Consider the following 24,202-nt stretch of genomic DNA (forward strand, 5'->3'; position numbering starts at 1 on the left):
AATTAGTTAACGTTTTAAGGTAAAGTGTCCTGTGTAGATTTTGCCGTTCTGTCGTTTTAAGGTAAACCAGTAGTCACTTGATGGCAATTTTTTTCCATTATATGTGCCATCCCATCCAGCATTATTAGGGCTTATTATAGCGAGAAGGTTTCCGTAGCGATTATAGATGTATATTTCATTCTGAAGTTCCTTTGAAGAATTTTTAATTTGCCAAAAATCATTCACGCCATCACCATTAGGTGTAAAATACCTTGGGTAATACAGTAAATATGTGTCTCTTTCAATTATTCCACAACCATTTTTGTCCCTAATGTAAACAGTATATTCATCTGCCCATAAGCCCTCAAAAATATTACTATCTTGATAATTTATACCATCTATTGAATACTCATAATCACCAAGGCCTTCTACGAGAACTGTAATAATGTTTTGGTTCCGAGTCCAATCTATGATATCAATCTCTGTTATATTAGCACTATCAGATTCTACAACTGTGATTGTTTTGTCAATGCCACATATCAAACCACCATCATAAGTATTTGAAGCGGTAACGGTATACAGACCAGCTTCGTTTACTGTAATTATTCTTGTAGTTTCTCCTGTTGACCATAGATATGAGCTAAAACCTTCATCTGCTGAGAGCTCAACAGTACTACCTTTACAAATTGATATTGTATCCGGCGTTAAATTTAACTCTGGTATAGGTTCAACAATTAATCTAATATGTGGCCCTAGACCTAAGCAGTCGTTGTTGATTAGACTATCAACTCTAACATAAATTATTTGACTGTAGGGCGATTCTAAATTTTCATAATTGGAAATATCAAGAATCGCGTTTGTTTCCGCAAGGGCATCAGCCTCATTGGTATAAAAAGTAATATTCAATTGTTGCCCAACAGGGAATAAATCTTGTATTTCCGAGGTTGCTGCACTAAAATTAAAAGTCGCAATACCATCTGAGTTGTTTAGTCCATTATCACACTGGTAAAATACACGCTCAAATGATTCGGGTATTTGTGTTGTAGACACTTCTAAATTTATTTGCGATGTATCAAAACAACCACCATCATTCTCTACACGTGCCCAAATCGTATCAGAATTTACTGTCGCATTTGTATAATTTGAAACATTATTAATTGTGTTAACTTTATTAATGGCATCTAGCTGTGTTTCGTAGTATGTAATAGTTTCAGTTGCCTCGTTATTAGTTATTTCAGCTACGACTTCATTAAGATTAAAAGTGCTGAAGCCATCTGTGTCATCATCGCATTGATCTAATTGTACAACAGGAGTAATGGTTGGTTGGTCAAAAACTGTTATGGTCTGTGTTGTTACAGAAGTCTCTGAACCAAAAGTAGCTGTTAGAGTAACGTTATACGTACCTGCGCTACTGTAAGTATGTGTCGGATTTTCTTCTGTAGACGTATTGCCATCGCCAAAGTTCCAAATAATACTATCAGTTGGCTGATATAGATTTAGAATAAACTGTGTTGGATTGGCAATACATAGGTTTTCTGTTTGAAAACCTTCAACAAAAAACGAGGATTGTATAACAGTTGGTAAGCCGAAAAAAGAACGTCTGCCACCTAAACTAATGGCAGTCTCTTGATAATTACAACTTGTGCCTAAACTATTAGGTGCATTGATGACATGCAGAAACGTATTATCTCGTTCAGCTAGATAAATTTTTCCGTTTGAAGCCAGTTGTAGCGCACCAAAAGTGGGAAATAAACCTGTAACTTCCCCGAGCTCAAACTGCGAATTAATTATATCTGAAGTTGAGGAATCTGATAGGTCGTATTGGTAGAGAAATTCTGAACTAACATATAAAAACCGACCGTTTGGTGAGAATTCTATGCCATAAGCTGGTATTGACGATGATACTGTAATTACATTTGATACTTGCCCTGTGGTGGTATTAAAGTCAAAGAGCTCAACAATACTTAATCCTAAATTTGCTAAACCTAGTTTTCGCCCATTTGGAGAAATTTTCATTTGACCTATAGTAGTAAAGGAATTTGACAGGTCAGTACTACTTCCAACTGAACTAATAATAGGGTTTGAGTCTACACCTTCCTCAGAAATTCGGTAACTTAAAAACTCGTTATTTCCATGCCTGTGAGCAACCACCCAATATTCATCTAATGAAGTATGCTTAACTGCAGTGATTTTTTCGGTAACAGGGGTTGCTAGCAAGATATTTTTAGATGCTGTAATCCCCCCAAATCCACTGTTTAAAGCCATATCAACTTCAGAATACTGTAAGCCATTAGGTCCACCTGCTGCATCAGCGGTAAAAATATAATAAATTCCAGATGCACCAGGTTTAGGAATAATAACTGCTGAATTAGTACTTGAAAAATTTCCCTTGAGATCGTTCCCGTTGAACATTATTTGGTGTACTGAATTGTAAACCGTCGTGCCATCAGTATAGAATAATAGATTTCCATCAGCATCAGATATACTAGCACAACCCTCATTAGTGTCTAACAAACCATTTAATAAAGGTTCTGGAGAGCCGCTATTAAAATCTAAACCTGCGTTTTGTCCAAAATACCAAATATTTGTCTCATTTTGCGAAAAACAAATAAGACTAATCAGACAAAAGAGACATATAATGCTGTTCTTTTTCATTTTCACAAACAATTTTAAACACAACTCGTCTTTAATTTAAGGAAAACCTTTTAATCAACTACTTCAATTGTATTAAAATTAACACCACAATTTTTTTGGATCAGTATCATTTTTCACCTTCCCACTCAGCATAGAATTGCTTTAAGAAACCTTCCATGTATTTATGCCGATCAATGGCTATTTGTTTACCGGTCTTTGTATGCATTTGGTCTTTAAGCAATAGTAACTTTTCATAAAAGTGATTGATCGTTGGTGCTTTTGATGCTTTATATTCAGCCTTAGTCATATTTAAGTTTGGTGGTATATCGGGATTGTAAATCTCCCTGTTTTTAAAGCCACCATAATTAAAACACCTTGCAATACCAATAGCACCAATAGCATCTAAACGATCAGCATCTTGTACCACTTCCATTTCTTTTGAGTTAAAAGACGTGTGTAAATCAAAAGAGTTCTTAAAAGACATATTTTCTATAATTAGAGATACATGTTCTATGATTTCACTATCAACATTTTGCCTTAAGAGAAACGCACTCGATTTTCTTGGTCCAATGGTTTCGTCTCCATCATGGAATTTCGGATCCGCTATATCATGCAATAACGCGGCCAAAACTACCACTAAGTCATCTACATTCTCGGTTTTTGCTATGAGCTTGGCATTATTGTACACCCTTTGGGTGTGAAACCAATCATGACCACCCTCGGCATGTTTTAGTTCTTCTTTTACAAATGCGATTGTGTTGTGTATGAGTGTATCGCTACTCATGACTCAATCGTACTTTTTACCTGTGCTTCCACAAGGCTTATGAGCTCTAACTTATCTTCGTAATGGTTAGCCTTTAAGGGTTTATGGACCGTAAAAGTCATATTGGCTCCTAAGCCCATAGGGAATTTGCCATATCTCAACGTTTTCCAAGAATTATTGATAGTAATCGGTACTATTAATGCATTAGGTGCATACTTTATCATAGTTAATAACCCCTTGGTTTTAAAAGGTTTTGGATTACCGTCTCTGCTTCTAGTGCCTTCAGGAAAAATAACTGCTGCCCATTTGTTTTTTTCTATGCGTTTTGCAAAATTTTTTATAGCTTCTATTGAACTCATAGCATCCTTTCGATCTATAAGCACTGAGCCGCCATGGCGTAAATTATAAGAGACACTGGGAATACCTTTGCCTAATTCTTTTTTGCTAATAAATTTTACATGATGCTTCCTCAAATACCAAATTAAAGGAGGAATATCGTACATGCTTTGGTGATTCGAAACCAAAATTAGTGGTATACCCTTTTCTATAGTATATGGATTTGTAAAGGAAAATGTAGTGCCTAATACATTAAGGCAGCGCATTAAAAAAAATTGTAACAAATCTACGCTAATCTTATGTGCTTTATATCCAAAAACGTTTTTGCAAAACCATTGGATAGGGTGAAAAACGACTAAAGTTAAACCAAAGCAGATAAAATATAAAACCGAGAGAGGATAAGCTAACAGTTTTGCCATATTACAAAAGTAAATCAATGGTGTAGAAGCACAAAAAAACCACGAATTAATTCGTGGTTTAGTTTCAAAATTTTAGCTCAATGTGAACGCTGTGAAGTAATCCGCTCAAGTTATAGTAACATCACAAAATTGCGACGTCCTTAGTCACTTCGACTACATTTCGATACTTTGGCTGTGTCTGTACTAAAGCTATGGTGACATGTATGCTATAAGTACTGTCTTACTCAATGACTACGATCAGTGCAACACCTTGCAATAACGCTGCAGTAAATGATTAGCAATGCTCGTTGTAAGCGTCCATTAAGTTCTCAGCAATTAACTCTGCCGGTCTACCTTCGATATGATGACGCTCTAACATGTGTACCAATTCCCCATCTTTAAATAAAGCCATACTGGGTGAGCTTGGAGGGAATGGCACCATATATTCCCTTACTTTTTCGGTAGCTTCTCTATCTACGCCTGCAAATACAGTAACTAAGTTATTAGGACGTTTTGCATTCTGTAAACTCATGCGAGCGCCAGGTCTTGCATTCGCTGCCGCACAACCACAAACCGAATTCACAACCACAAGGGTTGTACCTTCCTTGGCAATTGCACTATCAACGGCTTCTGTAGTATGTAGTTCTTCAAAACCAACGTTGGTTAAATCCTCACGCATTGGTTTTACTAATTCTGCTGGATACATATTTTTTCTTTTTAATTAACACTTTTGTTCCGATAATAATCAAAATGTAAAGATACGGAAAAATAGTAGTAAGTGATTAGTAAACAGTAGTCAGTTTGTATAACGGTATTTAGATTTTCTATAGCTTGAATTGAAACAAATTATGAATGATTTAGACTAACAAATAGTATATTTGATTTTTACTGTAAACAAAATAAGCAAATGAGTTTTGCAAAATGGATTGGAGGTGCCTTAGGTTGGTCTTTTGGAGGACCAATAGGTGCTATTATTGGTTTGGCCCTAGGCAGTTTTGTAGATAACCTATCAGGTGATGGCACACCCTTATTGGGAGAACGGCAAACAAGACAATCTCGTCACCGCGACCCATATCGTCAACGACCAAAACAAACTAGAAGAGACCAAAGAGCTCAAACTAAATCTGGTGATTTTGAGGTCAGTTTATTAATCTTAGCTTCTATTATAATTAAAGCTGACGGAAAGCAAGACCAACGTGAGTTGGATTATGTACGTCAGCAGTTTAGGAATATGTATGGTAAAGAAAGGGCGAATCATGCATTTGAACTGTTTAAACGCGTTTCTAAACAAAATATATCGATGCGGCAGGTATGTTTGCAGATCAAACAAATGATGGATCATGCATCACGTTTGCAATTGCTTCATTTCTTATTCGGAATCGCTAAATCGGATGGCCATATTGCCGAGGTCGAGATACGACAAATCTATACCATGTCTGGCTATTTAGGGATTAGCAGTAAGGATTTTGAAAGTATTAAAGCCATGTTTTATGATGAAACAAATAATGCCTATAAAGTTCTCGAAATTGACAAGTCCGTTTCTGATGATGAGGTAAAACGTGCTTACCGTAAAATGGCCAAGAAGTATCATCCCGATCGTGTGGGCCATTTAGGAAAGGAACACCAAGAAGGTGCCGAAGAAAAGTTTAGGCAAGTGCAAAAAGCCTACGAGCATATACAAGAAGAAAGAGGGTTTAAGTAAATCTAATAAGCCATGCAAAGTGGTTAGTTAGAAGTAAAACAAAAAACCTTATAAACTCGTGTTTATAAGGTCCTTTAATCTATTTCTGAAATGCTTAATTGATAAGAAAATTCCACATTTACGTCCAATACGCCATCATCATAATACATTGCTGAGACTGGGTAATCGTCAGAATTGTATGTATATTCAAATGTCTCAGTATAAATAATCCCTCCTTGGTCATCATCTAATTGAGTAATATTATTGTTTGCCCCGTAAATGTCAAATCCATATTCGGTATTATGGAAAACAAGGATAATAGTTTCTATTTGAGAAATGTTTTTATATACGCTGTTTTTGGTGTCATATTGAAAACTTTCGATTGAATCTGTATCTGGAAAAGCAGAGCTTGAAATATTTCCATTTTGTACAGTATAATTTGTTGTTCCAGAAAATTCTGTTTGGGATGTAAAATCTCCTCTATAACTATCTATATCAAAATTAGAACTTCCGTCTTCATAATTTAATTCATTTCTAATGGCTACATTTTCACCATCAATATCAAAAATAAATACAGTGAAACTAGAAAGAATTCCATCTGTTCCATATTCTAATGTAACGTACTCCATCAGTTCACCATCAACATAATTATCAATGCGTGTTATTCTATCATTTGTGTATTCAAAGGTTGCTTCATAAGTATCATCAGAGTCGGGCTCTGAATCTAGAATACTTAATAACTTATTACCGTCATAACTAAAGCTTTGTATATAAACATCATCGTCGCTAACATAGTTATATATAATCTCTTCTATTAATACAGTATTACCGGGATTATCACCGGGATTATCACTGGGATTATCATCATTTGAATCAGAATCGCTAGAGCAGTTAAAGACTAGAATTAGGACAAGCAATGGTAGTAAGTTTTTAAATTTCATGGGATTATTAGTTTTAGATTAATAGCAAAATTAGATTAAAATGAGTTTGTGCGAAAGTACTTTATTTGTAAGAATAAATGAAAAGATTAATGAGTTAAATATTGATTTTTAGAGATTTGTATATAAATGGTTTAAAGTGTATTTTTTGAACATTAAAATCACTAGGTTAAAGAAAATAAGGTGACCTTTTTATAAAATGACCATTAATAAATAAAACACTCTTATGAGCGACGACAACATAATGGGACTTTTTAAAAAAGGGCAACGCGAAAAGGCGTTTAAAGCCTTATACAGGCTCTATCCGAGAATTGAAAAACTAGTACTTTCTAAAGGAGGTACAAAAGCAGATGCTAGTGATGTGTTTCAGGAAGCATTGATTATTCTTTACAGAAATCTCCAAAAATCAGACTTCCAATTAACATCTTCATTTTATACCTATCTCTATTCAGTGTCACGATTTGTTTGGAATGACACCCAAAAACAATTTTCAAAACAAGAATTGCATGATTTGGAAAGTGAACAAGTTGCGATACTTGATGCAGTTTTAGAAGAACAGAAATATAAGTTTGCAGAACTAGCGTTTCGCGAATTGGGAGAACGATGTCAACAGTTACTTCAATGGTTTTACATTAAAAAAATGACCTTTAAAGCTATTGCAGATTTGATGCAATTTAAAAGCGAAAAAGTCGCCAAAAACCAAAAGTACAAATGCTTACAAAAGGCAAAAGACATTTACAGAACACAAATTAAAACCGTTCAATCTTAATTCTGCAAAATCATGGAAGAGACTATAGACTTAATAAACGCTTATTTAAATAAAGAACTTAACGAATCTGAAATTTTGGCTTTTGAAGAAAGATTACAAACAGATTTAGAATTCAATACTAGTTATAAGGAACACGTGTTGATTTTAAAAGGTATGGAGCGAGTTGAATTGCTCAAGGAGATTGATAAAGCTAGAAAAACATTTATCACGAGTAAATGGTTGAAATACATAGCTATTGCAATACTTGTTATTTTGATTTCGATATTGGCTCATAACTTAATTTCAAATTTGCAAAATGAAGAAACTAAAAATACTTCAGGTCAGGATTCCATTGAAAATACAATAGATTCAACGATTATACAAGCAGCAACTGATTCGATTAGAAAGTATGTTGTGATTGAAATTATAACAGAACAAATAGAGATTAAAGAGTTAACAAAAGCTTTTGGAGGTATCGAAGTCATTAAGGATACCTTGATTAAAAAGGAAATAGGGCATTTTACTGAAGAAGATTTTAAATCTACATTCCCTGAATGGGTTACCTATAAAATAGAAAATGACACAATTTTTATCAACTCTGAATTAAAACAGAATCAAAAGAATGCTAAACTTCTAAAAAAGGTTAATTCGAGAAAAACAAATACAAAAGGCTTGCAAGGGGTTTTTGATATAATTAAAAGCGAACCGCAGCAAGTTGAATTCAATGCAGAAGAGAACTATGAGTTTACAGGCACTGAAGGGACTATCATCAAAGTTCCGGCAAATGCATTTATGGATGCTCAAACTCAAAAACAAGTTAAAGGTAAAGTGTCATTAGAAGTGACTGAATACTATGAATTATCGGATATGCTTATGGCTAATTTGAGTACAAAATCTGATGATAAATTACTTGAAACAGGGGGCATGCTTAAGATTGAGGCAAGAAAAGGCAATTCTAAGTTAGAGTTGATACCAGGAAAAGAGGTACAAGTTATTTTCGATAATTGCGAGAAAGAAAGGATGCAACTATTTAATGGAGAAGAACTAGAAGGGATAATTAATTGGAAATTAAATGAACTGAAGGAGGAAACTGAAACAAAAAAACTAGAAAGTGAAGTTCAAGAATTTGGTTTTGTAGATGAATACTATTCTGATATTGAAGATTATTATGCTACTAATTTTAGGTTTTTAGATGATGCGCCAACCCATCCAAATTGTGAAAAAGATACTAATAACGACGAAAAACGAAAGTGTTTGAAAGACGAGATTTCAAAGTTTATATCTCGAAAGTTTAACACGTCAATTGGAGAAAGGTTAAATCTGACAGGAGCGATTTACATTTATACAACATTTGAGATTGACAAAAAAGGAGACGTTGGGAAAATTGAAGTAAGGGCGCCACATAAAAGAATTGCTAATGAGGTTGTTAGAGTTTTGGAAATGTTGCCAAGATTGGAACCAGGAAGACAAAATGGTAATCCCGTTGTTGTAAAGTATAGTTTACCGATAACCTATTACTTTGAAGGTACACAAAACACTAAAAGAGGATCAAGGAATTCAGCGGTAACTTCAGAAAGCGATTCAACTGTTGCTATTGGAGTAAGTGATTCTATTGTTGTATTACGAAGCGATAAAAAATTCCAAAAAGACTTAGAAGCTAAACCTATTTCTGAGATCAGTAATACGGAATTGGAACGCTACACATTTGCAACGACTAATTTGGGTTGGATTAATTGCGATCGCTTCGTAAGAAGTGCAGAAAGAAAGATAAGATACGAGGTAAAAATCAAAGATGTAGAAGGTGCCAATGTAAAGATGATCTTCAAATCAATAAGTTCAATTCTACCGGGTAAAAGTATAAATGGTCAAGTGGATTTTGGGGAAGTACCATTAAATGAGGATGTCATCTTATTGGTGATCAAAAAGAAAGGGGATAAAATTTATTTAGGTAAAAAGGAGGTCAAAACGAAAACTGTTTCAGAATTGGATTTAGAATTTAAAGAAGTTACGATAGACGAACTAAAAACAGAGCTTATCAATTTAAATCAAGGATTTGATTGCAGATCGATAGGGTCTATTTAGGGGCGACCACATAAAAACCCAGTGAAAGCTTATGGTTCTTAATACAATTTGGTCTTAAAAAATGATGTAATTACCTTAAACTCGCAGCTACTTTTTTAACATAGGCCGAAGCCGCTTTAGAAGCACTTTCAGGATTATCTATTTGACTAGTCACAATGGCTATGAGTTGATTGTCCTCAGGTGCTTTAAGATCATAAACGGTAGTTTCCAAAATGTAAACTTTAGAGGTTGTTGTCGTTATAGTCTCAGGGACATAATTCCCCAAAGTCCGCATAGACATTGGGTGACGGTAATAGGTGTAGAACCCACCATAATATCTAGGGTAAAAACCATAATAATTACCACCCTCGTAATAACCACCTTCTTTTTGCACACGTGTTTCTTCTTGATAGTCTTTCATCACGGTAAGTACAACACCGTCAAATCCTTCAGCCTCTAACATCTTTTTGATTTTACCCTTATTGCTTTCAGAGGGTTCTTCATTTGGATTCATATCTCCAAATTTTGAATGGCTAGCTGTGGCTTTATAACCTTTGGATGTCATTTGCTTTACAATCTCATTCTCAAAAGCTAAGCGTGCTTGTTTATTTGAAGACCTTGCAACAACCAAAAAATTTCTGTCTTTTACATCAGAAACAGTATCACTTTTCCATGAATCCAAAACTTTTACTGTAGAGCAACTTTGTATAAGGACTAGACTAAATATCCATATAAGGATTAAAAATTTTGGCTTCATAATAGCGTATGTTTTGAGTTGGTTATCTTAAATTACAAAAATATTCAAATCCTATACTCCAAACAAAACTATTAGCTCTAAATCAAACTATTATCTATGAAGTTTTTTCTTTAAGGATTTTGATTTAGTGCTTTTAACAATGTTTTACTATCCATATATTCAAAGTACCTAGCGGTTACCTTGAAGTCTTTATCTAAAATGACAAGCGTTGGTGCTAAAAACTGTCCATTCTTTGTTGCTAATAACTGTGCTATTTGATGGACTGGATTCCTTGATTTTTTGACCTGATCATTAATAAATGTTTTGCTGCCGAATGTGACTTCTAATTCGGTTTCTGCATCAAAACGTACGGCGTAGTAGTCTGTATTGAGAAGATTTATGACTTCAGATTTTGTAAATACAACCTTATCCATCTTGCGACAATACGTGCACCAGTCCGTATAAAAATCAATAAATACTTTTTTTGGTTTTATTGCAAGCGAATCTTCTAACTGCTCAAAAGTTATCCAGTTAACCGATTTCTTTTCCTGAGCGCCCATTGAAGTGCACAAGAAGAGTGAAATAACAAGTAGGAAACCTAAATGTGTATGTGTTTTTGGCTTTTGTATCATCAAAGCAAGTTACCAATTTTAATAGCAACAAACAACGAGCGAGGTGCGGCTGGACCGAAGATAAAGTCAGAGTCGCGTTCAGGACCTTGATCAAATTCGGATTGATAGCTATTGAAAACATTACGTATACCTCCACTGAGCTCTAAGAGGAAATCATTAGCAACCTTAAAATGATAACTTGCCTTCAAGTTAACGTCAAAAAATGAATCGGAGTCTATTAAATCTACAAAGCCATCTGCACCTGTAATTCGAGGTACAATCATAGATCCCGTATAAGTTCCGGTCAAATCAATTTTAAAAGCTTCACTCACATTAAAGTAGGATGTAAAGTAACCGTATAAATTTGGGTTTCTTGTAAATTCATCGACTACGACAACATTATTGCCATCATTAAAGAGCTCCTGGTCTTCGTCAAAAGCCGTTTGCTGTATAGTCCCTCCAAGCTGAAAGGTAAACTTGTTTGATGGTGAGTAGCCAGCTTCGAAATTAACACCTGCTACAGTGGCGCCTTCACCATTTACTACTTCCTCTAAAATAATATTGCCAATATTTCCCGTAACTACTGTAGCGAAAGGGTCTGATAACTCAGTATAAAATCCTTCGAGCAAAAAACTAACTTGTGTCAATCCCTTGGTCTCGGTATAATTTAAAGATGCCGTGAAAGCGTCTGAAGTTTCTTGGTCTAGGTTATCTGAAAGGATACTAATTACTTGATCTCCTCCGGCAGATGAGATATGTAGATCTTCATTATAGGCCTGAGGTGCCCTGAAACCACGCGCATAACCACCTCTAAACCGTAAGTTTTCATTTAGCTTATATAACAAACTGATACGAGGACTAAAAATATCCAAATTGGCATCGGCCGTTCTATCGATAGAACCTACACTGTATGTACCATCCACATTAGATATATCATATCTACCTCCCAATAAAGCAGTAAATTTTTTGCTTGGTTTCCATTCATATTGTGCAAAAAACCCTGTGGTATTAACGTTTTGGTCTACCAGACGGTTAAAGCCTGCGATTTCGTCTTCGGTATCATAGTTCTGGTTTTCAACACCAGCTGTAAGCACATCATTGTTACTAAAGTAATGATTGAATTGCACTCCAGCTACTAATGAAAAATCTTCGGTAAATCCATAAGAATTTATAGCAAGCTCTAAATCTTCAGGTGCAGTACTACCGCCTAAACCACCATAATAGCTGTCGCGTTCCGTTCTCTGTGTAGACGCATAGACAGAGAATTTATTTTTTTCATTCTTACTCCATTGTTCATAATTAATACCGCCAAAAATGGTATTGTGGTCTAGCTCTTCGGTAATATCTGTGAAATGTGGCGCTAAATCTAAACGATTGCCACCTCTACGGTATTCTTCCAATGCACTTAAATCTAGAGTGATTTTACTTCGTTCTCCAGGCTTAAAAAAGGCTTTTGCCCCTAATACTGTATTTTCTAGTTCCACCAGTTCCGTAAAACCATCGCCATCAGCATCATAACTATCGCGGTTACGACTCATGCCATAAACGCTAATTCCACTCGTCAATGACTCATTTACGATAGTTCCATTGATGTTAAAGGTTTGGTCTAAGGCGTCTCCATCAATGATAGCTGTATTAGAACGGATTTCCCATGAATTTTCTACCGGATCCTTAGTAATAATATTGACAGTACCTGCAATTGCGTTAGAACCATAGAGTGCAGAGCCTCCACCTCTTACAACTTCTATACGATCAACAATGTTAGTGGGGATTTGATCTAAGCCGTAAACGCTATTCAAGGCACTAAATATAGGTCGACTGTTTATTAGGATCTGGGAATAGGCACCTTCTAGACCATTGAGACGTACTTGCGTAAACCCACAATTTTGGCAATTAGTCTCCACACGGACACCAGGATTAAAGTTGAGTCCTTCAGAGATGGCAATGGACTGGGTAGCGTTAAACAGTTTAGCATCGATGACACCAACCACTACTGGATTATTAACCCTGTCCTGTGAGTAACGCGTACCGGTAATTACAACACCATCTAGATTTAATGCATCTTCCTGTAAGGAGAAGTTTTTCTTTAGGGATTGCCCTTCACTTAGAGTAATCTTTTCTGAAATAGTGACATAACCTAAGTATTTTACAGTAATCGTATAGGTGCCAGCAGAGATGTTTTTTATGAGATAGTTTCCGTCTCCATCAGTTGCTGTTCCTATTTCGGTATCTTCTAAAAAGACTTCGGCATATGCTAATGGATTGTCTTCAGCAGTTACTTTACCTGATACCATGGCGGTTTGGGCTTGAAGTGTCCCAATAGTAAGAAAAGTAAGTAATAGATTAAGTTTAAGCTTTATCATTTTTATGATGTTAGTTATGAGATGCAAATATACTTATTTTTATTTATTCTAAATAAAAATAAGTATATTTTACATTTAAAGATTTGAGGTTACTAAATTAAAATTTAGACAAATCTAAAAATAATTTTATGGATAAAAAAATTATATTTGTCAACAAAATAAATCAATGTGACTTTAGCAGAGGAGAATTATATAAAAGCTGTTTACCATCTGGAAAGCAAATATGAAAATGGCGTACCGACCAATGCACTTGCTGATAAAATGAAAACCAAAGCTTCATCAGTAACTGATATGGTAAAAAAATTAGCGGAGAAAGGCTTACTGGTTTATAAGCCTTACCAAGGGGCTTTTCTCTCTGAGAAAGGTAGGAGCCATGCTATTATGGTGATACGACGTCATCGTCTATGGGAACAGTTTTTGGTTGAAAAGCTCAACTTTAATTGGGATGAGGTCCATGATCTTGCCGAACAATTAGAGCATATAGAGTCTGATAAACTCATAAATGAATTGGATGCATTTTTAGATTTCCCAACCCATGATCCACATGGTGATCCTATTCCTGATAGGCACGGACAAATTCAACGAACGGATAAAATCATGTTGTCGCAAGGTGTTTGCAACATAGGCTATCAATGTGTTGGTGTAAATGACTCAACGCCAAATTTTTTAAAATACTTAGATAAAAATTGTATAGGTATTGGGACAAAAATCTTGGTAAAAGATATTGAAGAATTTGACCAATCTATGACAATTAAAATTAATGATAAAACTTTGGTGATGTCTAAAGCCATTACCTCAAATATTTACGTTAAAAAAATATAAGAATATGGAAAATATTATACAATATTTTGAAACCATTGACCCAGTTTTAGGTGCTCTATATGCCTCTTTATTTACTTGGATACTAACGGCAGCAGGCGCCTCCTTGGTTTTCATATTTAGGGGCATGAATCGTGCCTTGTTAGATGGTATGCTAGGGTTTACCGGAGGTGTTATGGTAGCTGCAAGTTTTTGGAGTTTGTTAGCACCAGGTATTGAAATGAGTGAGGGAGAAGGTTTTGTAAAGGTTATACCAGCAGTGGTTGGGTTTTCACTTGGAGCTTTGTTCATTTTTGGATTGGATAAAGTGTTACCACATCTACACATTAACTTTAGAGAGGATGAAAAAGAAGGCGTTAAAACACCATGGCGTCGTACCACACTTTTAGTATTGGCTATTGCCTTACACAACATACCCGAAGGATTGGCCGTAGGTGTATTGTTTGGTGGTGTTGCAGCAGGTGTGCCAGAAGCCACTATTGGAGGCGCAGTGGCACTAGCCCTAGGGATAGGCATTCAGAACTTTCCCGAAGGTCTTGCAGTTTCTATGCCATTACGACGACACGGTGTGAGCAAATTTAAAAGTTTCTGGTACGGGCAAATGTCTGCCATTGTAGAACCTATGGCAGCTGTAGTTGGTGCATTGGCTGTCACCTTTTTTCAGCCCATTTTGCCATATGCACTAGCCTTTGCAGCAGGAGCCATGATATTTGTCGTGGTAGAGGAGGTGATTCCAGAAACACAGCGCGACAAGTACACAGATATAGCCACACTTGGGTTTATAGGAGGCTTTATTATTATGATGACTTTAGATGTTGGGTTAGGATAAACCTTAAATCCCAATGAGACCAAATGCACCATCATTAAGAATTTTGTCGCCTTGTTTCAAAATGGTGTGCTGTTTAAGTGAGGAATATCCATTACTAACATTATCTATCTCTATTTTTTTCTTAGTGAAATAATAATCTGTTTTTGTCTCTTCATCTAAAACTAAGACGATTTGTTTTCCGTCTTCTTCAACAATAGCATTACTTAAGATAGCTTTTGACGATTTAGCATCTGTAATAATATCAGCATCGACAAACATACCTGGCAAAAATCTAACAGTATCATCCAAAAGATGTCCGTGAACTTTTATAGTTCTGTTATCTTCAATCATAGTTCCAACGAGGTGAACTTGAGCTTCATAGGTTTGTTTAGAAGCTTCAGGAATAGAAAAAGTAATTTTTTGGCCTTTTTTAATCTTTAAAATATCTTTTTCAAAAACAGATAATTCTACATGTATGTGCGTGTTATCGACTATTTCTAATATGGAAGTTGCTGGTGAAACATAACTTCCTTTGTTCACATTTACTTTGGTTACACTCCCATTAATTGGTGAATACATATTTACAGTTGAGGTCATCTTACCACTTTCTAAAGCACCAATCGATATATTAAGCAACTGTAATTGTTTTTTAAGTCCGTTGTATTTGGCCTTAATGGAATTATAGTCACTTTGCGCTTTGATGAAACTTTTCTCTGAAATCACGTTTTCATCTCTCATAATTTTGTGTCTCTCATATTCTGCTTTTAAGTAACTCAGTTGAGCTTTGGACTCCATATAATTTTGTTGTAAAGTGACAAACTCAGGGTTTTCGAGTGTGACTAAGAACGTCCCTTTTTTAACAATATCGCCTTCGATCAGTGGCGCCTTTCTTATATAGCCACCCATTGGGGAACTTATGTCAGCTTTATGTTCTGGTGGGACATGGATCATTCCGTTGACTTTCACTTTTACAGGAAAAGTCTTCGTTTCCATTTGTGTGAAGGTCATGCCGTTCTCTGCAAATTGATTTTTTGAAATCTTTATACGATGATCTATTTCTGTATTCACAGATGCTTTATTTTTTGTATCGCTGCAACCGAATGCCAAAAGAGTAATGAGGCCTATAATTATTTTGTTTTGAATTCGTTTCATCACGTTAGTTTATAAGGTTAAAAAATTGAGATTGATAACAGTTTGATTGTAACTGTTGAGATGCTCTAAGTATTTTAGTTGAATGTCATAAGCATTTTCTACACTGATGATATATTGATAAAAATCGATTTCGCCATTTTTGAAACTGACATTAGCGGTTTTTAGAATTTCATCAGCAAGATTGTTGCCCTCATTTTCGTAATACTGCAAAGCTTTTTCATTCTGAATGAGTTGGTACTGCAAGGTTTCAAGTTTGGTGTTGAGTTGTATTCTGTAGTCTTGGGCTTCTTCGTTAGAAATATCTAAAGCAATTTTGGAAGCTTTAATTTTAGAATTTTGAGCACCAAATAGTAACGGAATTTTCAAACCAAATTGATAGCCATATAGGGTTTGATTCAACGTTGAATTAGATCCTTGGAAATAATTAAGGCTAAGGTCGGGTAATAGTCTTTGTCTTTCTAGTTTTAGTTTTGCTTTAAGCAAGTCTTGCTGATTGCTGAAGTAGACAATTTCTGGATTGGTATTAAGGTCTTGAATATGAATTGGAACCTTTTCGATTATAGTGTCCTGAATTGTTAAAGTATCCTTATGCTGTACAACCTTTTCTAAACTCTCAAATGCAATTTTAAGTTCTTGTTGGGCCTGCTCTAAATTTACATGCACTTGTCTTTGTTTAGATTGCGCTGTAATTTTTTCTAAATAATTGGTTTCTCCAAGCTCAAAACGTCTTTTAGCAATTCTTGCAAAATCCAAGTACAGACTATCCAATTGCCTATAGATGGCCACTCTTTCTTTGGCATATAAATAACTGTAGTAATGCGAAACGACGCTTTGTTTAATAGATTTTTCATTAATAGTCAGATGCGTAGCTTGTAAGTTGACAAGTGCTTTGTTCACCTTTTTCTTGGCCGAATAAATGGTTGGAAATTCGAAATCTTGTTGTATTCCAAAAACGCCAATTGGGCGATCATTGATAGCCAGGTTATTCTCATCGTATTGATAATAGATTTCGGTTTTATCAAAATCAAAAGCACTTTTTACCAGTAGTTCTGATTGACTTACCTTTAAACGACTGGCATTAAGACCTGAGTTATTTTCTAGAGCGATAGTAATTAAGTCCTTTAAAGATTTAGGGTTATTTTGTCCATATGACATGAAAGGACATAAACCTAGTAAGATGATTAAAACCAATACTTTTGAAGTATTAGATATCTTGAAATGACTTGGTTTATTAAAAAATGCATACAGTACTGGGAGTACTACTAGTGTCAATAATGTAGCCGTTATTAAACCTCCAATGACTACAGTTGCTAAGGGTCTTTGGACTTCAGCTCCAGCACTCGTAGAAACAGCCATAGGTAAAAAACCTAAAGCGGCGGCCGTAGCGGTCAATAATACAGCACGAAGACGATTTTTTGTGCCTTGTTTTATAAGCGTTTCCATATCATTAAATCCTTGTTGTTTTAGTTCTTTAAAATGTTCTATAAGCACAATGCCGTTGAGGACTGCAATTCCAAAAAGTGCTATAAACCCGACACCAGCGGAAATACTAAAAGGCATACCCCTTAACCAAAGAAATAGTACACCGCCAACTGCGGCTAATGGAATGGCGGAGTAAATTAGTAGTGCCTCTTTAATGGATTTAAAGGCAAAGTAAAGTAGTATAAATATGAGCAGTAGTGCTACGGGCACTGCAACCAAAAGTCTTGATTTTGCGCTTTGTAAGTTTTCAAATTGACCACCATAGGAAATGTTATATCCAACTGGCAGGTTGAGGTTACGATCAAGGATTTCCTTTATATCGTCAACAACAGACTGCAGGTCTCTATTTCTAACGTTAATGCCCACAACCATTCGTCGTTTGGTATCGTCTCTAGAAATTTTAGCAGCCCCTTTTTTATAGGTTATATCGGCTAATTCACTTAATGGAATTTTGCTACCATTCGGTGTATCTATATATAAGTTCTTTATGTTTTCAATATCCTGTCGATTCGTTTTTTCTAATCTTACGACCAAATCAAATCGCTTTTCGCCTTCAAAAACACTGCCTACCGATTTCCCCGCAAAGCCCATGTAAAGCATTGTGTTTAAATCATTAATATTAAGTCCATATCTGGCGATTTTTGCTCGATCATAGTTAACGCTCATTTGTGGTAGACCGTCAATCTTTTCAACAGTAATGTCTGCAGCACCATCTACATTTTCGATAAGATTCTTTATTTCATTACCCTTATTGGATAAGATATCTAAATCTTCTCCAAATATTTTAATGGCTATATCTGCTCTAACACCAGTAATAAGTTCATTAAATCGCATTTCTATGGGTTGCGTAAATTCAACTTCCATTCCTGGTATTATAGTTAATGCTTCTTTAAATTTATCGGCTAATTCATCTTTTGAAGTTGCAGATGTCCACTGGCTCTTCGGGTTTAATACTATAATAATATCAGTTTCTTCCATAGACATGGGGTCGGTGGGTACTTCAGCAGCACCAATACGCGTCACAACTTGTTTTACTTCAGGAAAATTGTCTAACAGAATGTTTTCGATCTGAGTTGAAATCTCAATGGTTTTATTCAATGAAGTTCCTGTTTTTAATACAGGTTGAATAACAAAATCGCCTTCATCTAATGTCGGTACAAATTCTCCACCAATAGTTGAGAATAGGTAGGACGCACCGATCAATAAGGTTATGGCAATGCTTAACACAACTCGTTTACGACTTAGGGACCAACTTATTATTGGCTCATATACTGAATTAAGCCAACGGATTAGTTGAACCGAAATATTTTTATCTGATGGTTTTGCAGGTTTTAGAAACATAGAAGCTATAACTGGGACATAGGTAAAGCAAAAAAGCATAGCTCCAATAAGTGCAAAACTAAATGTTAGTGCCATTGGTCTAAACATTTTACCCTCGACACCGCTGAGTGATAATATTGGGATAAATACAATTAGTATGATAAGCTGGCCAAATATGGCGGAATTCATCATTTTTGAAGTGCTACTAAAGGTGATTTTGTCTTTAAACTGCTGTGTTTCTTGCTTATTTAGATGGGCAAATTGAAGATGTTCCTTGGTAATTTTGAAGGCAACAAATTCAACAATAATTACGGCGCCATCGATGATAATCCCAAAATCAATAGCACCCAGGCTCATCAAATTAGCATCAACACCAAAAATGTACATAAGCGATAAGGCAAACAATAGGCAAAGCGGAATTATAGAAGCTACAACCAACCCCGATCTTAAATTCCCTAATAAAAGCACCACGACGAATACAACAATGAGACAACCTAAAACTAGGTTTTCAGTTATGGTGTAACTTGTTCTACCAATTAGTTCGCTTCGATCTAAAAAAGCATTGATGTCAACACCTTTAGGAAGTGATTTTGAAATAGAAGCAACACGTTCTTTTACAGCATCGATCACTTCCTTAGAGTTTGCGCTTTTAAGCATCATAACTTGCCCCAAAACCTTTTCCCCTTCACCATTCCCTGTTATAGCTCCAAAGCGCGTAGCATTTCCAAATCCAACTTCGGCAACATCCTTTATATAAATTGGGATGCCGTTATCATTTTTAATAACAATATTCCCAATATCTTCTAATGAAGATACGAGTCCATCACCTCGTATAAAATAAACCTGATTTACTTTCTCAATATAACCGCCACCAGCAACACTATTGTTGTTTTCTAAAGCAATAAATACGTCTTGAGCCGTAATATTCATGGCGTTGAGTTTATTAGTGTTGAGGGCAACCTCATACTGTTTTACAAAACCGCCCCAAGTATTTACTTCTACAACTCCTGGTATACCAGAAAGCTGTCTTTTAACAATCCAGTCTTGAATGGTGCGCAGATCTTGTGCAGTATATTTATCTTTATGTGTTTCTTCAACATCTAGGATGTATTGATAAATTTCTCCTAAACCTGTAGTAATTGGTCCCATTTCTGGCGTGCCAAATCCTTTGGGGATTTTTTCTGATGCTGATTTTATTTTCTCTGCGATAAGCTGACGTGGTAGGTAGGTGCCCATGTCATCATTAAAAACAATAGTAACGACAGACAAACCAAATTTTGATACCGATCTTATCTCCTTAACCCCAGGAAGGTTGGCCATTTCCAATTCTACAGGATAGGTAATAAACTGTTCCATATCTTGGGTAGAAAGGTTTCGGGATGTCGTAATGACCTGCACTTGGTTGTTAGTTACATCAGGTACTGCACCAATAGAGATTTGTGTCAGTGAGTACAAACCAAATCCTATAATAAAACTTGTGAAAATGAGAATAATTATCTTATTCTGTAAACTGAACTTAATGATATACGATAGCATAATCCATAATTAAAAAGATGACCTACTCAGTTCCTTTGAGTAGAAAAACGAATACTTTGTAAAACTGAATTATGCTTGCCGAGGTGGCTGAAGAAGATCTTCCTCGTGTAATGAGGCGTATAGGTTTAAATAATGAAAATTAGATTCTGCGGAAATATTGATTTTAAATTCTGTAAAATCCGTATTGCAATTGGATGATAAGAATGCAAATACAATCGTACTCTGACCTTGAAATTGAAACGGTAATTGCTCATGGTCAGTTTGTTCTTCCTGATGATTTTTACTGTGTTCTGCCTTTAGTTCGCCATAATGCTTTGAAAGAAAAACAAAGAAATTATCTCCATATTCTTGCTTATGAAATTTAGCATGCTCAATCAACTCATCAATTTGCATTATATCTTCTAGAGTTATCTGAAAGCTTTGAATAAGTATAAATCCTGATAATAATATGGAAATCAATCTACTCACTTTAACAAAGTTAGTAAATTCTTTAGGAAGAAAGTTGACAAATGTCAGTGTTTAGATATTGCTATTAAATACTAATGGCAGCCACAACCATTATTGCCACAGCCCCGATAGTTGTCAGGGTCACTTGTTGTTGCTCTTTTGGGTTTCCAAAAGAATTTTCGGTATAAAAAAACCAGTGCTAACCCGAGTGCTGCAAAAACTAATATATTTTGAATAACCGTATTCATCTACTTTAAGATTTGAAAAGCTATTAGAGCTATAAAATAAGCAATTCCGCTCATAATAACAAGTTGATACATAGGCCATTTCCATGAGTTGGTTTCGCGTTTTACAATGGCTAAGGTACTCATGCATTGCATAGCAAACGCATAAAATAGTAAAAGTGAAATCCCAGCAGGAAGGGTAAATACCTTGCTCCCGTCACTATGCACTTCTTTTGCCATTCTGTTTTTTATGGTGGACATTGCCTCATCTTCATCATCGATTTCATTGGCACTTCCTATGCTATAAATGGTAGCTAAGGTTCCTACAAAAACCTCTCTTGCTGCAAATGAGGTGACAAGACCGATTCCTATTTTCCAATCGTAGCCTAAGGGTTGTATAACGGGTTCGATTGATTTGCCAATAATTCCGATATAAGAATGTTCTAATTTATGCTCAGCAATCTTATCGTTTAAAACGCTTTCGGAAAGATTTGGATTAGCTTGCTGAACAATAGTTTCTGCATTATTGAATTGTTCACCAGGACCATAAGACGCCAAAAACCATAACACTATCGAAATAGCAAGAATGATCTTACCAGCTTCAAAAACAAAGGTTTTGGTCTTCTCTAAAACCGTTATGGCAACATTTTTGAAAAGCGGTAATTTATAATTTGGCATTTCTATGACAAAGAACGATTTACTTCTAATTTTTAAGACCTTGCTTAAAAGATAAGCGGAGCCAACTGCAGCGCCAAAGCCAATTAAATACAGTAGCATTAAAGTCAAGGCTTGATAACTTAAACCCAAGAATCGACCTTCAGGGATAACCAATGCAATGATGATTAAGTAGACAGGTAATCTTGCAGAACAGGTCATAAAAGGTGTGACGAGTATAGTGATTAAGCGCTCTTTCCAGCTTTCAATATTTCGTGTTGCCATAACGGCAGGAATGGCACAAGCTGTTCCAGAAATTAAAGGCACAACACTTTTACCACTTAAACCAAATCGACGCATAATGCGGTCCATTAAAAACACCACACGACTCATATAACCACTCTCCTCCAGAATAGAAAAAAATAGAAAAAGAAAGGCAATCTGTGGAATAAAAATAACAATTCCTCCAAGTCCAGGAATAAGGCCCTCTGCAATAAGATTTGTAAAGACCCCATCTGGTAAAGTGTCCTTTGCCCACTCACTTAAAGACGCAAAAGTACTATCGATAAAATCCATAGGAACTTGAGCCCAGTCGTAAATCGCCTGAAAAATCAGAAGTAAGATCAAACCAAAAATCAAGTAACCCCAAACTTTATGGGTTAGTATTCTGTCGAGTTTAATTCTCAGATCCTTAGCAGCCTTTAAATCTATAGTTTGCCCCTTTTTAAGCGTATCATTTATAAACTGATAGCGCTTTATGGTTTCTTTTTGTTGAAGTCGTTTTAAATCTGCTTCTGATTTGGTTTTAAAATCTGAAACGGCTTCAATCGTTTTTCTATTGGTTTTTCCAAAGTTCACATCTTGGGTAATAACCAACCATAATTTGTATAACAATTGGTTGGGGAATGCCTTTTGAAGTGCAGTAAAATAGTCTTTATCTATAGATGCCGCATTCATACAAGGTTCTGTAGAAAGCGTTTTGTAGTTCGTGATAAGTTCTTTTAGTTCAGTAATACCTGTATTTTTTCTGGTACTTATTAAAGCAATTTTAGTCTTAAGACATTCTTCTAAATGTTCAATATCTAACGAAATGCCTTTGTAGGCCATTCGGTCTGACATGTTTATCACCAAAATCGTTGGAATCTCTAGGTCTTTAATTTGAGTAAACAACAGAAGATTTCGCTTAAGGTTTTCGACATCAGTAACTACGACGGCAACATCAGGAAAATCTTTATCATTTTTGTTCAGAAGTAATTCAATAACCACATTCTCGTCCAAAGACGATGCATTGAGGCTATATGTGCCTGGTAAATCAATGATATGTGCTTTAACACCTCGAGGGAGTTTGCAGATGCCTTGTTTTTTATCGACCGTAATACCTGGATAGTTTCCTACTTTTTGGTTAAGACCTGTTAAGGCATTAAAAACGGAAGTTTTTCCGGTATTTGGGTTTCCGATTAAGGCAACGTTGATCTGCTTACTCATCTTCGCACTCAATTAAAATATGAACGGCAGTTTCTTTTCTAATCGCCAAATGCGATCCGTTAATGTTAAGGTACATTGGATCTGAAAAAGGCGCTACTTGCACAAGCTCAACGGAATTACCTGGTAAACACCCCATTTCCAATAACTTTAATGGAATGTGATTTGAAGAAACATCAGTAATAATGCCTTGTTGCCCTCGTTTGAGATCCGCTAGTGTCAACTTATGCTTATTTAGAATAAATTTAAAGAAGCAAAAATACGCTAAAATATTAATTGCCTAAAACGCTTTGTAAAGAATTTAAGATTCGTCCTTTAAAGTTTCAATATCCTCGAGGAGTTTTTCTATGTCTTCTGGTTGTGTGCCGTCGTAAAACCCTCTGATCTGTCGCTTTTTATCAATGAGCATAAAATTTTCGGTATGTATCATGTCGTACTCATCACCATTGCCATCTGTTTTAACCGCTAAGTAACTTTTTCTGGCGAGCTCATAGATTTGTTTTTTATCGCCGGTGACCAAGTTCCATTTACGATCTATAACCCCCTTTTTTTTAGCGTATTTTTTTAGTTGCGCAACACTATCAATTTTTGGGGTTACCGAGTGGGAGAGTAGCATAACATCATCATCACCTATAATCTCTTTCTGAATTTTATACATATGATCTGTCATTATTGGGCATATGGTCTGGCAGGTCGTAAAAAAGAAATCAGCTACATAAATCTTATCCTTGTAAGTGTCTTGGGTTATGGTTTCGCCATTTTGATTGGTTAAACTAAAATCTGCAATCCTATGGTATTTCATCTGGTGCTGAATAGTACTATCCACTAATTCTTCACTAACCATTGCAGGTTGATAAATTGGTAAGGGCTTTTTAACATTAAGGATATTGTATATAATTGCTATGATGATTATACACAATACAGAAAAGAAAATACCAAAGTTTTTATATCGCTTAAAAAACGAAAGAAAGGACATAAATCTTAAGTTAAAATTTTGAAATGCAAAGGTACAATTCAAGTCTATGTTCTA

19 protein-coding genes are annotated in these 24,202 nt (G+C 35.5%); 5 read left to right on the forward strand and 14 right to left on the reverse strand.

Annotation, left to right across the window (positions count from 1 at the left end; genetic code table 11):
• Positions 1-6 precede the first annotated feature (6 nt).
• From Q0972_RS05035 to Q0972_RS05050, 4 genes are all read right to left on the reverse strand, one after another.
• A complete protein-coding gene (locus tag Q0972_RS05035) occupies positions 7-2,634 on the reverse strand; it encodes a T9SS type B sorting domain-containing protein (RefSeq protein ID WP_299363404.1) in 2,628 nt (875 codons plus the stop codon).
• 106 nt (positions 2,635-2,740) lie between these two features.
• Positions 2,741-3,397 (reverse strand): HD domain-containing protein, encoded by a 657-nt coding sequence (locus Q0972_RS05040; protein WP_299363405.1) that lies wholly within the window; start codon positions 3,395-3,397, stop codon positions 2,741-2,743.
• Complete coding sequence (locus Q0972_RS05045) at positions 3,394-3,978, reverse strand: lysophospholipid acyltransferase family protein (protein WP_367182391.1); 585 nt, start codon at positions 3,976-3,978, stop codon at positions 3,394-3,396. Before Q0972_RS05045 ends, Q0972_RS05040 begins: the two co-directional genes overlap by 4 nt.
• A 427-nt stretch (positions 3,979-4,405) precedes the next feature.
• Positions 4,406-4,816 carry a BrxA/BrxB family bacilliredoxin gene (locus Q0972_RS05050; protein WP_299363409.1) on the reverse strand — a complete coding sequence of 137 codons (411 nt, stop codon included), beginning with the start codon at positions 4,814-4,816 and terminating at the stop codon, positions 4,406-4,408.
• Between the two features lie 201 nt (positions 4,817-5,017).
• On the opposite strand from Q0972_RS05050, the gene Q0972_RS05055 reads away from it, so the two are divergent.
• Positions 5,018-5,812, forward strand: a complete 795-nt coding sequence (locus Q0972_RS05055) for a TerB family tellurite resistance protein (protein ID WP_299363411.1) — start codon at positions 5,018-5,020, stop codon at positions 5,810-5,812.
• A gap of 74 nt (positions 5,813-5,886) precedes the next feature.
• Here Q0972_RS05055 and Q0972_RS05060 read toward each other — a convergent pair whose 3' ends face one another.
• On the reverse strand, positions 5,887-6,732 hold the full coding sequence (locus Q0972_RS05060; RefSeq protein WP_299363413.1) for a hypothetical protein: 846 nt from the start codon (positions 6,730-6,732) through the stop codon (positions 5,887-5,889).
• Between the two features lie 223 nt (positions 6,733-6,955).
• Between Q0972_RS05060 and Q0972_RS05065 the strand changes: the two genes are divergently transcribed.
• Complete coding sequence (locus Q0972_RS05065; protein WP_299363414.1) at positions 6,956-7,498, forward strand: sigma-70 family RNA polymerase sigma factor; 543 nt, start codon at positions 6,956-6,958, stop codon at positions 7,496-7,498.
• Positions 7,499-7,510: 12 nt separating this feature from the next.
• Entirely contained in the window at positions 7,511-9,559 is a 2,049-nt protein-coding gene (locus Q0972_RS05070; RefSeq protein ID WP_299363416.1) for a hypothetical protein, read from the forward strand.
• 70 nt (positions 9,560-9,629) lie between these two features.
• Here Q0972_RS05070 and Q0972_RS05075 read toward each other — a convergent pair whose 3' ends face one another.
• From Q0972_RS05075 to Q0972_RS05085, 3 genes are all read right to left on the reverse strand, one after another.
• Positions 9,630-10,295, reverse strand: coding sequence for a hypothetical protein (locus Q0972_RS05075; RefSeq protein WP_299363418.1), 666 nt, complete (start codon positions 10,293-10,295; stop codon positions 9,630-9,632).
• A 110-nt stretch (positions 10,296-10,405) separates the two neighbouring features.
• Positions 10,406-10,906 (reverse strand): thioredoxin fold domain-containing protein, encoded by a 501-nt coding sequence (locus tag Q0972_RS05080; protein ID WP_299363420.1) that lies wholly within the window; start codon positions 10,904-10,906, stop codon positions 10,406-10,408.
• Positions 10,906-13,248, reverse strand: a complete 2,343-nt coding sequence (locus tag Q0972_RS05085; RefSeq protein WP_299363422.1) for a TonB-dependent receptor — start codon at positions 13,246-13,248, stop codon at positions 10,906-10,908. The genes Q0972_RS05080 and Q0972_RS05085 overlap by 1 nt, the downstream gene beginning before the upstream one ends.
• 168 nt (positions 13,249-13,416) lie before the next feature.
• Between Q0972_RS05085 and Q0972_RS05090 the strand changes: the two genes are divergently transcribed.
• Both Q0972_RS05090 and Q0972_RS05095 read left to right on the forward strand, forming a co-directional pair.
• Positions 13,417-14,070, forward strand: coding sequence for a metal-dependent transcriptional regulator (locus Q0972_RS05090; RefSeq protein WP_299363425.1), 654 nt, complete (start codon positions 13,417-13,419; stop codon positions 14,068-14,070).
• 4 nt (positions 14,071-14,074) lie between these two features.
• Positions 14,075-14,896, forward strand: a complete 822-nt coding sequence (locus Q0972_RS05095) for a ZIP family metal transporter (RefSeq protein WP_299363428.1) — start codon at positions 14,075-14,077, stop codon at positions 14,894-14,896.
• A 3-nt stretch (positions 14,897-14,899) separates the two neighbouring features.
• Here Q0972_RS05095 and Q0972_RS05100 read toward each other — a convergent pair whose 3' ends face one another.
• The 6 genes from Q0972_RS05100 to Q0972_RS05130 form a co-directional block, all read right to left on the reverse strand.
• A complete protein-coding gene (locus Q0972_RS05100; protein WP_299363429.1) occupies positions 14,900-16,027 on the reverse strand; it encodes an efflux RND transporter periplasmic adaptor subunit in 1,128 nt (375 codons plus the stop codon).
• A gap of 9 nt (positions 16,028-16,036) precedes the next feature.
• Positions 16,037-20,365, reverse strand: coding sequence for a CusA/CzcA family heavy metal efflux RND transporter (locus Q0972_RS05105; protein WP_299363431.1), 4,329 nt, complete (start codon positions 20,363-20,365; stop codon positions 16,037-16,039).
• A gap of 69 nt (positions 20,366-20,434) precedes the next feature.
• Positions 20,435-20,833, reverse strand: coding sequence for a hypothetical protein (locus Q0972_RS05110; RefSeq protein ID WP_299363434.1), 399 nt, complete (start codon positions 20,831-20,833; stop codon positions 20,435-20,437).
• Positions 20,834-21,060: 227 nt separating this feature from the next.
• Positions 21,061-23,175: a ferrous iron transport protein B gene (gene feoB, locus Q0972_RS05120; RefSeq protein WP_299363440.1), complete on the reverse strand. Its 2,115-nt coding sequence runs from the start codon at positions 23,173-23,175 to the stop codon at positions 21,061-21,063.
• Positions 23,168-23,395, reverse strand: a complete 228-nt coding sequence (locus Q0972_RS05125) for a FeoA family protein (RefSeq protein WP_299363443.1) — start codon at positions 23,393-23,395, stop codon at positions 23,168-23,170. The genes feoB and Q0972_RS05125 overlap by 8 nt, the downstream gene beginning before the upstream one ends.
• Positions 23,396-23,473: 78 nt before the next feature.
• Positions 23,474-24,148, reverse strand: coding sequence for an SCO family protein (locus Q0972_RS05130; RefSeq protein ID WP_299363446.1), 675 nt, complete (start codon positions 24,146-24,148; stop codon positions 23,474-23,476).
• Between the last annotated feature and the right edge of the window lie 54 nt (positions 24,149-24,202).

It is taken from the genome of Winogradskyella sp., from assembly GCF_028282165.1.
Classification (GTDB): Bacteria; Bacteroidota; Bacteroidia; order Flavobacteriales; family Flavobacteriaceae; genus Winogradskyella.